Origin of the sequence: Bacteroides sp. D55t1_190419_B8 (genome assembly GCF_015558905.1) — a bacterium.
GTDB lineage: Bacteria > Bacteroidota > Bacteroidia > Bacteroidales > Bacteroidaceae > Bacteroides > Bacteroides vicugnae.
Genome location: NZ_JADMOU010000003.1, coordinates 90,692 through 105,281 on the forward strand (window position 1 = coordinate 90,692; position 14,590 = coordinate 105,281).

At 44.1% G+C, this 14,590-nt stretch carries 9 protein-coding genes; 2 read left to right on the plus strand and 7 right to left on the minus strand.

Features of this window, described 5'->3' with window-relative positions:
* Positions 1–51: 51 nt before the first annotated feature.
* On the minus strand, positions 52–1,866 hold the full coding sequence (locus I2I13_RS03965; protein WP_195648855.1) for a long-chain fatty acid--CoA ligase: 1,815 nt from the start codon (positions 1,864–1,866) through the stop codon (positions 52–54).
* A gap of 109 nt (positions 1,867–1,975) precedes the next feature.
* Between I2I13_RS03965 and I2I13_RS03970 the strand changes: the two genes are divergently transcribed.
* Positions 1,976–3,043, plus strand: coding sequence for a M20 family metallo-hydrolase (locus tag I2I13_RS03970; RefSeq protein ID WP_195648856.1), 1,068 nt, complete (start codon positions 1,976–1,978; stop codon positions 3,041–3,043).
* A 229-nt stretch (positions 3,044–3,272) separates the two neighbouring features.
* The gene (locus I2I13_RS03975) at positions 3,273–3,425 is read left to right on the plus strand and encodes a hypothetical protein (RefSeq protein WP_195648977.1); all 153 of its coding nucleotides are present in this window, start codon (positions 3,273–3,275) and stop codon (positions 3,423–3,425) included.
* Between the two features lie 161 nt (positions 3,426–3,586).
* Here the strand turns inward: I2I13_RS03975 and I2I13_RS03980 are convergent, their stop codons facing one another.
* The 6 genes from I2I13_RS03980 to I2I13_RS04005 all read right to left on the minus strand — a co-directional run bounded on the left by I2I13_RS03980 (position 3,587) and on the right by I2I13_RS04005 (position 14,562).
* Complete coding sequence (locus tag I2I13_RS03980) at positions 3,587–4,675, minus strand: acyltransferase (protein WP_195648857.1); 1,089 nt, start codon at positions 4,673–4,675, stop codon at positions 3,587–3,589.
* Positions 4,676–4,857: 182 nt separating this feature from the next.
* The gene (locus I2I13_RS03985) at positions 4,858–5,988 is read right to left on the minus strand and encodes an aldose epimerase family protein (RefSeq protein WP_195648858.1); all 1,131 of its coding nucleotides are present in this window, start codon (positions 5,986–5,988) and stop codon (positions 4,858–4,860) included.
* 129 nt (positions 5,989–6,117) lie between these two features.
* The gene (locus tag I2I13_RS03990; RefSeq protein WP_369907204.1) at positions 6,118–7,536 is read right to left on the minus strand and encodes a glycoside hydrolase family 125 protein; all 1,419 of its coding nucleotides are present in this window, start codon (positions 7,534–7,536) and stop codon (positions 6,118–6,120) included.
* A 47-nt stretch (positions 7,537–7,583) separates the two neighbouring features.
* Positions 7,584–9,875 carry a GH92 family glycosyl hydrolase gene (locus tag I2I13_RS03995; RefSeq protein WP_195648859.1) on the minus strand — a complete coding sequence of 764 codons (2,292 nt, stop codon included), beginning with the start codon at positions 9,873–9,875 and terminating at the stop codon, positions 7,584–7,586.
* Positions 9,876–9,887: 12 nt separating this feature from the next.
* Positions 9,888–12,365, minus strand: coding sequence for a glutaminase domain-containing protein (locus I2I13_RS04000; RefSeq protein WP_148364104.1), 2,478 nt, complete (start codon positions 12,363–12,365; stop codon positions 9,888–9,890).
* A 31-nt stretch (positions 12,366–12,396) separates the two neighbouring features.
* A complete protein-coding gene (locus I2I13_RS04005) occupies positions 12,397–14,562 on the minus strand; it encodes a hypothetical protein (protein ID WP_195648860.1) in 2,166 nt (721 codons plus the stop codon).
* Positions 14,563–14,590 lie beyond the last annotated feature (28 nt).

A 14,590-nucleotide genomic window follows, 5' to 3' on the forward strand; every position in this document is an offset into this window, starting at 1 on the left:
TTGCGCATTTACGGTTTAGCGTTTCATTTTTAACGATAAACCGCCTATCGCTTATTTCTCATTTTCTTCGTACATCTTCTCTATCTGCTCACTATAATTCTTGGCAACTACTGCCCGTTTCAGTTTCAGTGTATTAGTCAACTCTCCACGTTCCATGCTGAATGGTTCAGGCAGTAAAGTGAAACGTTTAATTTGTTCATAGTGTGCAAACTGCTGCTGAAGTGTATCGATTCGTGCACGGAACAGTCCTACAATCTTCGGATGCTGCAACAGTTCCGCCATATCCTTGTATTCAATACCCTTTTCTTTGGCATACTCTTTTACGAATCCATATACAGGAACAATCAGAGCCGAGACAAACTTACGCTGATCGGCGATAATGGCAATCTGATCGATATAACGGTCAATGACCAACTTCGTTTCCAAAGCTTGCGGAGCGACGTATTTGCCGTTCGATGTTTTAAACAAGTCTTTAATACGTTCCGTCAGGAAAAGCTGACCATTTTTAAAATAACCGGCATCACCTGTATGGAACCAGCCATCCGGCTCAATAGCGGCAGCCGTAGCTTCCGCTTTTTTGTAATAGCCTTTTGTGATCGTCTTACCCCGAAGCAGGATTTCATTGTCTTCACCAATCTTCACTTCAAGTCCCGGCAATACGACGCCTACCGAACCGATGTCATAGCCAATCGGCAGCGTACAAGATACAGTAGCCGTAGATTCCGTCAGTCCATATCCTACCACCATATTGATTCCTACCGAATGAACGAACTCATTGATTTCATCGGGAACGGCAGCACCGGCAGTCGGGAAAAAGTTACCATTCTCAATACCGATTGTTTTTTTCAGCAGAGAATAGATAGTCTTTTCGTAAAACTTATATTTCAGTTGATTCATCACCGGAGGAGTCTTTCCCTGACGCAGATAATCCAGATTATGGATTCTACCTACCCGGATAGCATCCAGCATCAGTGCTTTCTTCAACCCTGTTGTTTCGTTTATTTTTTCCTGTACCCCTGCATACACTTTCTCCCAAAAACGGGGAACACTGCACATCAGTGTCGGGCGAATTTCCTTAATGGTTGTCTGTATATCTGCCGGACGGAGATTGATACAAATCTGCACTCCTTTATGAATACAGAGATAACACCATGCTTTCTCAAACACGTGTGTTAATGGAAGAAAGTTCATCGATACATCCTTATCCGACATCGTCGTCAGACGGTCATCGTGTGTATGAAACTGTTCCAGATAACAGGAATGGTGAAGCATAACTCCTTTCGGTTCCCCCGTTGTGCCGGAAGTATAGAGGATATTTGCCAGGTCATCATAAGAAGCCCGCTCCGTACGTTCTTCCACCGTATCATTATGAGGCAATCCCTCTCCCATCGCCATAAATTCATCAAAATAGATAGATGAAACGTCACGAGGGTCTTTTACCACCGAACGGTCAAAGATGATCAGTTGTTGTAAAGAAGAACAGAAACCAAAGATGCTGAAAGCGGCATCATACTGATATTGCTCACCGACAAAAAGAAAACGAATCTGCGCATCATTGATGATATATTGCGCCTGCGCAGGTGAACTGGTTGCATAAAACGGAATGGTAACCACCCGGTTGGCAAATGCACCAAAGTCTACATAGAACCATTCGGGTTTATTCTGTGAAAATATACCGATATTCTCTTGTTCTTCCACTCCCAATGCCACGAAAGCATTAGCTGCTTGCCGTACTGTTCCGGAGAACTGCTTCCATGAAATAGGAATCCATTGAGCTGTCTCATAGTCGCGGTATTTTAAGGCTACCTTGTCGCCATATTTTTCGGCCTGACGATGGACCAGGACAGATAAATGATGATAAGTCATACTCTTTGTATTAGTAAATATGGCACAAAGGTATTAGTTTTATTTGAAACTATTGCTCAAAACGACTATCTTTGTGCAAAGATTAAGATATAGATAAAAGATTTGCACTATGAAATATGATATTCCGTATATGTCGACAGAGGCTGTAAGCCTACTTAAATCGCTGATTAGTATCCCTTCAATCAGCCGGGAAGAAACCCAGGCTGCGGATTTCCTGCAAAATTATATTGAAATGGCAGGTATGCAGACCGGACGTAAAGGAAATAATGTGTGGTGCTTTAGCCCTATGTTTGATTTGAAGAAGCCTACTATTTTACTTAACTCGCACATAGACACAGTGAAACCTGTTAATGGTTGGCGGAAAGATCCGTTCACTCCACGTGAAGAGAACGGTAAATTATATGGGTTAGGAAGTAACGACGCCGGTGCCAGTGTTGTTTCTCTATTACAGGTGTTCCTGCAACTATGTCGTACTTCACAAAAATACAATCTGATTTATCTTGCTTCCTGTGAAGAAGAAGTTTCTGGAAAAGACGGAATTGAGAGCGTATTATCGGGACTTCCTCCTGTTTCATTTGCCATAGTGGGCGAACCGACGGAGATGCAACCTGCCATTGCCGAAAAGGGATTAATGGTATTGGATGTTACTGCCACAGGTAAGGCGGGACACGCCGCACGCAACGAAGGAGACAATGCTATTTACAAGGTATTGGACGACATTGCCTGGTTCCGTGATTATCGTTTCGAGAAAGAATCACCGTTATTGGGACCTGTGAAGATGAGTGTCACTGTCATCAATGCCGGCACACAACACAATGTCGTTCCCGACAAATGTACGTTCGTTGTCGATGTTCGAAGCAACGAACTTTACTCAAATGAAGAACTGTTTGCGGAAATCAAGAAACATATTTCCTGCGAAGCTCAAGCCCGTTCATTCCGCCTCAACTCTTCACGAATCGACGAGAAACATCCGTTTGTCCAAAAAGCTGTGAAGCAGGGACGTGTGCCTTTCGGTTCTCCAACATTGTCCGATCAGGCATTAATGTCCTTTCCATCGGTTAAAATAGGTCCGGGACGTTCGTCCCGTTCACACACGGCAGAGGAATATATTATGCTGAAAGAGATAGAAGAGGCTATCGGGCTGTATCTGGAATTATTGGATGGGCTTCTAATTTAATAAAAGTCATTGGTGAATTGATAGTTGTTGTCATACTAATAGCTTTCAACTATCAATTTACCAATAATATTATGAGTGAATGTTCGTCCACCAATTTCCGATATAACACAATGGAGACTTTAATTGTGCCAGCTACCATTATACCAACGACCACCAACACAGGAATAGTATAACCCGACAATACAGGAGTCATTTCTCTGTGGATATCTTTGGGCATAATCATATAAAAATGGTCTGCCGTAATCAAAATAAAGTGACATCAGTAGCCGTATTAGCCAATGGCTTTTATAAAGTTGATTTCATTGATATGGGAATCAAAGGCAACCGAACGTTGAAAATAGTCAATGAAAATGGTACATTGAAGTTCGATTCCATTAAATAGTCTGTCTTTAATCAGGCACTATATTTTTGATTACCCGGATATAAAACCTTATTCCGTTGACAATTGAAGATGTAGTTTCAATTCAACAAGCATAAAAAAGGGTATCACTTTCACCGATAGAAACCGTGAAAGTGATACCCTTATTTGATAGGATATTTATTTTATCCTACTATCCATTTACTGCCTGGTATAAACGAAATAATCTTTGTCGTTACAAAGCAACAGATAAATGTAGCCACTGCAATACATGGGATAGCGGAAACGGTGGGTAATCCCAATGTGTCCTTGAATACAGATACCCACAGTCCGAGCCAGAATATGTGCATAAGATACATACCATAGCTAAGTTTCGAAGTTTCTGTCACCAACTTGGGAGCTTGCGGACGTTTGATACATGTAAACATGAGGAATGTGCCCGTTGTGAGAAGCACACAGTTAATAGTACAGAAAGCCCATCCTATTTCTATTACAGGGGTGGAATGGAGTTCGCCGGGTATAGCCTGAACATAGAATGAATAAATAGTCCATACAGCACCGATCACCATTAAAATAGTTCCTATAATAAAACGTTTGGAACGGTTCCATGTAAGGTGTACACGAATGTAGTGTGCCAGAACGAGATAGCCCAGATAACCGGAGAAGTACCACAACATATGGTATTCATTCCAGAAACATTGTCCCCACACTTCACCGCACCAACGATTGAGATACGGCATACACGTTGACAATACGAATAGCCCAATGAAGAAACGTTCTTCTTTTGCCGTGGCTTTACGCAGCCATGGAGATATAATAGGGATAAACAGGTAAAGACTTATCAGGGGGTACATGAACCACAAGTGTCCGGCCAGTGTCGGAAAGTTCAGCAATATTCGCGACAAGTCTTTCACGGACGTTTCTCCGTCTATCTGTCCCCACAACATTGGCAGGGTGCTGTATAATATCATGAATATGAAAAACGGTGGCAGGATGCGAAGACAGCGCTGGCGATAGAATTGCCACATCGTCTGTTCCTCTTTCATCGGTGCAAGCAGGAAGGCAGAGACTATCATGAACAGGGGTACCGCCATACGTGAAAAACCGTCGTATACTGATACCCATAGCCGGTCTGCTTCATTCGCTAGAAAAGACTGCGGTCCTGCCATATCGGTGGATCCGGGAGCACCGTAGAAATTTTCACTAGCATGAACTAGGATGACGAGAAAGCATGCAAACACACGGATGTAATCTAAAAAAACTATACGTTTCATTTATTCTAAGTTTTCTAGTTATTAATTTATTCTCTTGTATTCGGGAACGCAGATATTCTCAACCGTGCCGCACCCATGGGGATCAATGTTATTTCTTCTTTGATTACATTAAAGCAAAGAACGGATAATCCCTAATCGGACAATCCGTCCTTCAAAAACAAGAGCTTGTTTTATTACCTATTCTATTTATCTACAGAAAACTTAAAGATACATTGACTTGTATATTTCTCACCCGGACGAAGTACAGCCGACGGCCATTCGGGTTTGTTCGGTGTATCCGGATATTTCTGTGTTTCAAGACATACGGAAGCACGTTGGTTGTAAGTGATACCTTTCTTTCCTGTCAGTGAGCCATCGAGGAAGTTTCCGGCATATACCTGAATACCCGGTTCGTTGGTATAAACATCGAGTACGATACCCGTCTTCGGTGATTTCAGAGAAGCGCATTTACGAGTTACGTCACCTTTTGTATTCAACACCCAGTTGTGGTCGTAGCCGTTGCCGTTTTTCAGTTGTACGAAATCATAGTCATTGATACGCTCGCCTACCGGAGTCGGGGTACGGAAGTCCATTGGAGTACCTTCTACTGTAACAATTTCACCCGTAGTCATAAAGGTGCTGTCTACCGGAGTGTAATAATCCGCATCAACCATCAACAGGTGCCCGGCGTTGTTACCTGCGTCTCCCTCCAGGTTGAAATAAGAGTGATTGGTCATATTCACAATAGTCGGTTTGTCTGTTTCTGCCTCGTATTGAATATCGATAGCGTTATCATCTGTGAGTTTCATTACCACTTTACAAGTGATATTTCCGGGGAAACCTTCTTCACCGTCTTCTGCCAAATAGGTCAGTTGCAGTTCCTGCGGATTGGGTTGAACAGCATCAAACACACGATACTGGAATCCTTGCGGACCACCGTGCAGGCAATGGCCATAATTGTTACGAGGAAGCTGATATTCCACACCATCCAATGTAAATTTACCCTGATTGATACGGTTGGCATAACGTCCGATAGTTGCGCCGAAATCCGACGGTTTACTGATATAATCCTGAATAGAATCGAAACCGAGCACGACATCGCGCATCTGTCCGTCTTTATCGGGGACCATCACTGAAACAATACGTCCACCAAAGTTCGTGATACAAACTTCCATGTTGTTCTTGTTGCGCAAAGTAAACAAATCAGTATTCTTTCCATCCACTTCCGTCTGGAAATTACTCTGCAATAAACCGGAATCCGTAGTCTTTTCGGCTTTCGGCGTACAAGATGCCATTAAAAGGGCGGCAACTGCCCATACACATAAATTTTTCATGATACAACTTGTTTTTAGATATTCATTTTCAGATGCAGACGACGCGGATAACGCGTTTTTTCTCATTTTACATCAGAGAAAGAGCCGCATCATCCGCGTTATCCACGTCTAATTTAGTATGTCAGCATATTATTGTATACTATTCAATAAATCTACCTTTCCTTCATTAACCAACTTCAAAATCAGTTCACCGAAAAGAGTATTCTGCCAAGCGAACCATGCACGGGTAAATTTCTTCGGATTATCCTTATGGAAAGATTCGTGCATAAAGCCCGTGTCGGCATCCGTATCCATCAGCATCTTGATGCAGGTCTTGATTTCGGCATCATTCTGACTGGTAAAGGCTTTCATCATAATACTCATCGGCCATACCATATCATAACCGATGTGCGGTCCGCCGATTCCTTCACCTGCCTTGCCTTTAAAGAAGTAAGGATTGTCTTCGCTCCATACAAAGCGACGGGTGTTCTGATAAATCGGATCGTTCACATTCACATCGCCCAGATAAGGCATCGCAAGCAGGCTCGGCACGTTGGCATCGTCCATCAGATGATGATTTCCAAAACCATCCACCTCGAAGGCATAGATTTTACCATATTTAGGATGATTATATACCGCGTATTTCTTCAAAGCTGTTTCTACTTCCTGCGCCAGGTCTTTACATTCTTTAGACAAGGCTGTTTTCTTATTTACTTTCTCCAGAATCTCGGCAGCCTTACGCAAAGAAGACACTGCAAAGAAATTGGAAGGAACCAGGAATTGAAGAGTGGTGGCATCGTCCGAAGGACGGAAGCTGGAAACAATCAAACCGACAGGTTTCACCGGTGCTCCAAGGCCGTCATTGCTCACAGTATCCAGTGCACGTTCTGTTTTACGCTGGAATTTATAAGGGCCTACTCCTTCTTTACGTTGCTGTTCCTTGAAGGTTTTCAGTACGTTAGTGATTGCCTGAATCCATTCTTCGGTGAATATGCTTGCATCTCCGGTAGTCTTCCAGTAGTGGTAAGCCAGACGCAACGGATAACACAGGGAGTCGATCTCCCATTTGCGTTCGTGCAATTCCGGTTTCATATCCGTAAGGTCGCTCATCCAATGACCGTTAGGAATGGCGCCGTCATTAAACGCATTTGCATACGGGTCGATATTGATACATTTGAACTGGCGGAGGATCACTCCTGCCAGCATTTCTTTCAGTTCGGGGTCCGAATTAGCCAGTTGCACATAAGGCCATACCTGCGCACCGGAGTCGCGCAGCCACATGGCATGAATATCCCCCGTATATACGAACGTATCCGGTTTGCCATCGCTTCCCTTACGGAAATGTACGGTAGTGTCCAGGGTATTCGGGAAACAGTTGGTAAACATCCATGCCAGCTTCGCATTCTTCAGAAGCTTCTGTACACGGAGAATCTCCTTTTCCACTGCATTCGAACGGAACAGGCGGTTGGATATTTCCGGGCGGTTATCTTTCTGAATGGCATCTGCCGGACATACATGCATTTCCGTCATACGGTTGGAAGCTTGCAGCTGGCCACCGCAGAGAAGCATACCCGCCAGCATACCTGCACTGATATATTTGATTTGTTTTTTCATGATTACTTCTTCTTTTTGAATTCATTAGAGAAAGAGTAAGGGAAATCGCTTTCTTTCGTACCACGTTGCTGATTGGGTTTGGCATCCATCTTGAAAGAAATGGTGGTACCATTCATCAGATCCTGATGGGTCAGGTAGTTTTTGGTGTGTTCCTTGCCGTTCAGCGTCATTGATGAAATGTAACGCTTGTCGTCTCCGTTATTCGGGGCGGAGATGGTTACTGTCTTTCCGTTTTCCAGATGCAGTTTCATCTCTTTGAAGTAAGGAGTACCCAGGACATACTCATCCGTACCGGGGCATACCGGATAGAAGCCCATTGCCGAGAATACATACCAGGCAGAAGTCTGGCCGTTGTCCTCATCACCGCAATAACCGTCGGGAGCAGGGGTATAAAGTTTGTCCATCACTTCACGAATCCAGTGCTGCGCTTTCCAGGGTTGGCCGGAATAGTTGTACATATAAAGCATATGCTGGATCGGCTGGTTGCCATGTGCATAGTTGCCCATGTTCATGATCTGCATTTCACGGATTTCATGGATAACGGCTCTGTAATAGCTCTCATCGAATATCGGAGGCAGAATAAATACGGAATCCATCATCTGGTTGAAGCCGTCTTTACCACCCATCAGGTCGATCAGACCTTGAGGATCGTGGAATACCGACCAGGTGTAATGCCAGCTGTTACCTTCTGTGAAAGCATCTCCCCATTTCAACGGGTTGAACGGAGACTGGAAGGTGCCGTCTTCATTCTTGCCACGCATCAGTTTGTGTTCGGGGTCATACAGATTCTTATAGTTCATTGCACGCTTGGCAAAGATTTCAATCTCTTTTTTCGGTTTCTTCAAGGCTTTGCCGAGTTGGTAGATACACCAGTCATCATAAGCATACTCCAGTGTGCGGGCTGCATTTTCATTAATACCTACATTATAAGGAACGTATCCCAACTTGTTATAATACTCATGTCCTAATCGTCCGGTAGAACCCACTTTCGGATGCACAGCATTCGCTCCGTGTTTCACGGCTTCCCACAACGTCTCAATATCGTATCCTTTCAATCCTTTCAGGTAAGCGTCGGCAACTATGGAAGCAGAGTTGTTTCCAACCATACAACCTCTATGACCGGGGCTCGCCCATTCCGGCAGGAATCCGCTTTCCTTGTAGGTGTTCACCAATCCTTCCTGCATCTTTGTATTCATGGATGGATACATCAGGTTGAGGAATGGGAAAAGACAACGGAATGTATCCCAGAAACCGGTGTCGGTAAACATATAGCCCGGAAGTACTTCACCGTTATAAGGGCTGTAGTGCATAACGTCTCCTTTGACATCTATCTCATAGAAGCTTCTGGGGAACAATACCGAACGATACAGGCAGGAGTAGAATGTACGCAAATGGTCGATATCATCGTCTTTCACTTCGATACGTCCCAGAACGTCGTTCCATACCTTGCGACCTTTCGCTGCAATCTGTTCAATGTTGTCCGTACCCAGCTCTTTCAGGTTCAGTTCAGCCTGTTCGGGGCTGATGAAAGAAGAAGCTACACGCACATTTACCTGTTCGCCCTTGCGGGTTTTGAAACCGATCAGTGCACCGGCATGATTGTCTGTCGCTTCCAGTTTGTTGGTGTCAATCACACCACTGGCTACGGCAGCCGTATAAGTAAACGGTTTGTCGAATACCAATACAAAGTAGTTTTTAAAGTTGGCAGGAACACCACCGCTATTTTTAGTAGTATAGCCGATAATCTTGTTCTCCGAAGGGATCACTTTCACAAACGAGCCTTTATCGAAGGCGTCTACCACTACATAAGAGTGGTCGTTTTCGGGGAAAGTGAAACGGAAAGCAGCGGCTCTCTCTGTCGGAGCAATCTCCGTCACTACATCATGGTCGGCAAGATATACCTTATAGTAATAAGGGGTAGCCGTTTCAGCTTTGTGAGAGAACCAACTGGCACGCTGGTCCTGATTGAATACTGCTTCACCGGTGACCGGCATGATAGCAAATTGACCGTAATCATTGATCCAGGGACTTGGCTGATGGGTTTGTTTGAATCCCCTGATCTTGTCAGCGTCATACGTATAGGCCCATCCATCGCCCATTTTACCAGTCTGCGGAACCCAAAAGTTCATTCCCCAGGGTAACGCAATGGCGGGGTAAGTATTTCCGGTAGATAGTGCGTGCTTCGACTGCGTACCAACCAGCGGACTAACATAGTCCACTGGGCCGGTAATTGTTTTTGCAGTCATACTCCATGCACTAAGTAACGTAAAAGCGAATAGAGCTAGTTTCTTCATGGTATTCTTGTTTTATTTAATCAGTTTTCCTTCAAGCATCTTGATAAAATATCCACCTACAACGGAACGTGCCTGGAAGCCTCTCTGATTCGGTTCATCTGTAAATACCCAGTCGGACATCGGAACACGGTTAGGTGTCACGTTCATAAACAGATATACCGGTTCAATGAATTTCTCAAAGGTAGCTTTGTCGTCAGCCAATGTAGCTGTCCACATGATCCAGTCGGTTTTGGTGTATGTTTCACGGTTATCCAATGGAAGACCATATTTATTTTGCTTCGAAAGATAGTAAGCTATTTCCGTTTCTGCAACATTTTTAGGGAAGATTTGCAGATTCAACAGTTTATCCCACACTAAGTTATACTTCTGGCTCCATGTTCCCGGTTTGTCAAATGTCAGACGGTAGTGGTCGCCATCATCCGCCATTTTCACCCATTCGGCAGCCATATCTTTTGCTTTCTGTGTGTATTTCTCGGCTACTTCTTTCTTGCCCAGCATATCTGCCAGATAGCCATATGAAGCAACACCCATGATCGCTTTGATAGAAAGGTTGGCATTGTGTGCGAAGTGACCTGCAAAGTCATCGGTACAAAGTTGGTTGGCCGGATCAAGTCCGTGCTCTGCCAGATAATCCGTCCAAGTAGTCAGTGTTTCCCAATGTTTCTGTGCATATTCTGCATTGCCTTCCACCTTTGCAATAGCAGCAGCCAACACTACCATATTACCCGATTCTTCTACCGGCATATCACCGCCATAAGTCTGGCCGTTAGCTAATGGATAAGTACCTACATCATGTGCCGCAAACGGTTTCTCCCATTTTCCGCTTTCGCTATAATAGAAAATATGGTTCATGGTAGCTTTCACCAGTTCCGGGTTATAGTACAAAAGCAGCGGAGCTCCCGGATAAGTCAGGTCGACTGTTCCGATAGAACCATTACTGAAGTTTTCTTTAGAAAGGAATACCAGGTCACCGTTCGGAGCTTCTACCAATTTATGAGCAGCCAATGCCTGACGATAAGCCAATGCACAAAGTTCGGCATATTTACGTCCACCGGCTGCAATCGCTTCTTCCATCATTTTCTTGTCGAAAGCGGCACAGTTCTTCATCTGTGTCTTATATTCTTTCTCTGCTTTCTGGAATTGGGATACAATCGTTTCATTGCCCTGACGGTTCCAGTAAGGACGCAGGTTATCGCCAAAGTATTGGATAGAATAAATATCATCGTATCCGATCAATAGATGACCATCCGCTTTTTGTGTTTCGCCTAATGAACGTACCAAAGCCAATTTATCATAACCATTCGTGGTAGGAGCTTCCAGTTTATTTGCTACAAAGTTTTTACGCAGTTCTCTGCCGTCACCGATTGCAGATGTGCTGTTTTCTTTTTCAGCAGCCAGATAGAAATGTCCCCAATCGATACGTACATCATCACCTTTCTTCTTCAGGATTTCCTGATTACGGCTTCCGGTACGAAGGAATAACAAGTCGCCGTCAGTAAAGCTGTCGGCTACAGATTCCTGGTGAGGTTGGTCGATTGCCCATTGCGGAGATACTTCGAAATACAATTCAACCTGATGTTTTTTGCCGTCATTGGAAGCTACTTCATAAGAAATATAATTGACCGGACGTGACAGCAAATCCAGATTATCCATAAACATAGGAGCGGTAAATGTCAGTTTCAAATCTACCGGACCGCAAGTAAAGGTATAATAAGTCTGCATAGGCTGTACGTCTACAGATATTTGTTGTGCTGTTTGATGGAAAGAACGGTAACCGTCCAGTTCTACCAATAATCCGAAATCCAGTAATCCGTTTCCTACACGGTTACGGCAATAGCCGGCAATCAGATTCTCACCCGGTTTCAAAGAAGCTACCACTTCTTCGGGCAGTTTCACTCTCTCGTTCTTTTTACAAGCATTACCAGTATCTACCACTTTGATGCCGTTGATATAGATGATAGCATCATCGTCGTGAGAGAATTCCAGATATACATTCTTTCCTGTCAAGTCTTCCTGAATATCAGCTACCCGGCGTACCCAGATAAATTCTTCACCCCATTGGGTCTTGGCTGTATGTTCATTCTCCATGGTTCCGAAAGCAGCTTCGCCTTCTTTCCATGCTTTATCATTAAATCCGGCATTCTGCCATCCGTCAGCAGGCTGTTGAGTAGTATACTTTCCTATCCAGCTACCTTGTTCGGATGTCTTTACCAAAGGACGTAGTTCCAGTTCTTCCGTTCCCATGAAACGGTAAGTTTGTCCGTCTACTTTCGCCACTCCAAGCAAAGGGAAATCCTTACCTGTCCAATGTTTCACGGAGCCATCATACAGATTGTCAGTAGTAGACCAAGCACTAGTGTAAGGGTCAATCGTCACCAGCGGATAGGCCGGAGCACGTAATTCATTTTTCTCGTGCTGCTCTATCTGGGTCTCACAGCTACAAAGTACGGAAGCTGTTCCCAGCAACAGCATCATCAGTTGTTGTTTCATAATTTAAATCACCTGTTTTATTTAATCTATTTTACCATTCTATGGATACATTCACTCCGGCAGGATCGTTCTCGAAACTCAATAAAAGAGTTTTTGAAGATTCATCCCATTGCAGCTGTTCCGTCTTCCCGTTTACCAGAACTTTCCCGGGCTTGCGCGGCAAGAGGATTCTGGATACATTCGTCGTATGTAACGGACTCTTAGCTACAAATGAGTAGCTCTGCTTCCCGACTTTCTCATCGTAAACGCGAGAAGCTCCGCAAAGCACCTTCGCTTTCACCTTACCGGACACTTTACTCAAGTCATACAAATATCCTTGTTCGCCGGGATTAATCTGTTTCATGGTCAGTATCGGCAGGTCTTTGTCGAATAAATCGATATACAGTCCCGACAGTTTCAAAGGCTCTTTAGAGGAACTTTCATCCATTACTGCCGCGATTGTATAAGGTCCCCGTTCCACCACAAAATTATTTTTGATTTCTATCTTTTTACCTGTTTTGTCCAGATAAGCGGATGCAATCGTTTCAAAGTATTTGCGGTCGTTCCCATTCTTCAATACAAAATGCTTCGGGTCTTCGCGCATGACAATCACGGTACCTTTGCCAGAACGATATGTTCCATCGCCGGGAGTGCGGGACAAGCCCATTGTCTCAAACAAATGTTCCGAAGGGGCTTTGTAGGCGTTTCCTTCTGTATTCCACCATTCCAAAACGGTTTGATAGGGATCGACATCTTCTCCGCAATACACCAGTGTACCTCCCTTTTTAACCCAGTCTGCCAGATAGTTATGGTATTCCGGCTTCATCGGTTTCATGTTCGAGTAGGACATTACAAGTACCTGAAGTCCTTTGAAAGTTTCTTGGAACGGAGTATTCTCCATGTGTACCAGTTCTACCGGGATTCCTCTTTTTAATAATGGCAAAGTTTGGCCATAGAAGCTGGAGAATTGCGGATCGTCATATCCGTTATGATCCGGAAAACGCTGGAACATCAACGAATTTGCCATTAATACCCCAATGCCGTGTGTACCGTTGATCTGCTTGTCAGAGGTGCGAATGTCATTCAATGTATTAATCATCACCTGCATTTGCGTGGAGTATGAGCGTGGAATGCGTTCTTTCTGATCGGTTCCGGCTATCCGGTATAATCCCTGATAAATACGGTCCGGCCATGGCATCACTTCATAAGTATCTACCATCGGGTACATTAGCTGTGCGGCAAAAGTGGCCTGATAATTTATCTTATAATCCAGCCAGTCTTTGGCACGGTCTTCAATCGGATCGGTCAGGAAATACATTTTGCGATTCAAAGGATCGGTCATGGATTTCATGCAGCCATATTCGAGAAAGGCATTCTCAAATACACGCTCTTTCTTTACACCGTTATAGAAGTTCGGTTCACGGGCAGTACCCGTCCATACCTGTGCTATGTAGCCGTCTACACAATCCAATGAAGCCAGACTGGCTTCCGGGCTTACAATTTGCCAGGAAGTGTAGTTAATCAAAGAATGAGTAGGCACATAACATTTCACATCCAGCCCTTTCGATTTACCGTATTCTTTGGCATAAGTAAATATCTTATCCAGTGCATAATAGTAGAGGTGATATTTCAACTTATTGGAAAGGTAGGTGTTCTCGGGAGATTCATGTTGAGGTCTCCAGGGGAAATTATAATATTTCTGCCATTCTGACTTGAAGGCTTCGCTATATCCGCCACGCATCCAGAATTCAGGTTCCTCCAAATAGATAGAAGTAATTCCGGCATCAATCACCCGCTTTATCTGCGTTTCCTGCATATAACGGATAAAACTTTCGGTAGGCACAATGTAGGGTATCAAATGTCCGTGGGCTATCTCGTTTCCGTTACGATCCCGTTGACCTTCTTTCAGGTGACCGTCTATTCCATCCCATTTGCCGAGAAAATAGTCTTTATAGTCTCCCCATGCCACTCCGGTCATAAATTGTGTCTGATATCCCTTGTCTCTCCACGACTGGACACGTTGTTCAAAAGAAACACCCTTTTTATCAAGTGTACCATATACCATCGTGGCATCGGCACGCACATCTGTTTCCGGTTTCCAGGGTTCGGCTGTTTGAAAAGTTGTTTTTGCTTCCTTGCCGTTAGTCGTTTGAGCAAAGGAAACATTATTACCGGTTAATAAAAGGCTGAATACAATCAGTAGTTGTTTATTATTCATTTTCACGTGGTTCTGTGTCGTTTTCTAT

Excerpts from the sequence above, each read along its gene's own strand:
- I2I13_RS03990 (WP_369907204.1), bottom strand. The coding sequence starts at position 7,536 with ATGCTTCTCTGCGGTGGCCAGCTGCAAGCTTCCAACCGTATGACGGAA.
- I2I13_RS03970 (WP_195648856.1), top strand. The coding sequence starts at position 1,976 with ATGAAATATGATATTCCGTATATGTCGACAGAGGCTGTAAGCCTACTT.
- I2I13_RS03980 (WP_195648857.1), bottom strand. The coding sequence starts at position 4,675 with ATGAAACGTATAGTTTTTTTAGATTACATCCGTGTGTTTGCATGCTTT.
- I2I13_RS03965 (WP_195648855.1), bottom strand. The coding sequence starts at position 1,866 with ATGACTTATCATCATTTATCTGTCCTGGTCCATCGTCAGGCCGAAAAA.
- I2I13_RS03985 (WP_195648858.1), bottom strand. The coding sequence starts at position 5,988 with ATGAAAAATTTATGTGTATGGGCAGTTGCCGCCCTTTTAATGGCATCT.
- I2I13_RS04000 (WP_148364104.1), bottom strand. The coding sequence starts at position 12,365 with ATGAAACAACAACTGATGATGCTGTTGCTGGGAACAGCTTCCGTACTT.
- I2I13_RS03995 (WP_195648859.1), bottom strand. The coding sequence starts at position 9,875 with ATGAAGAAACTAGCTCTATTCGCTTTTACGTTACTTAGTGCATGGAGT.
- I2I13_RS03975 (WP_195648977.1), top strand. The coding sequence starts at position 3,273 with ATGGTCTGCCGTAATCAAAATAAAGTGACATCAGTAGCCGTATTAGCC.
- I2I13_RS04005 (WP_195648860.1), bottom strand. The coding sequence starts at position 14,562 with ATGAATAATAAACAACTACTGATTGTATTCAGCCTTTTATTAACCGGT.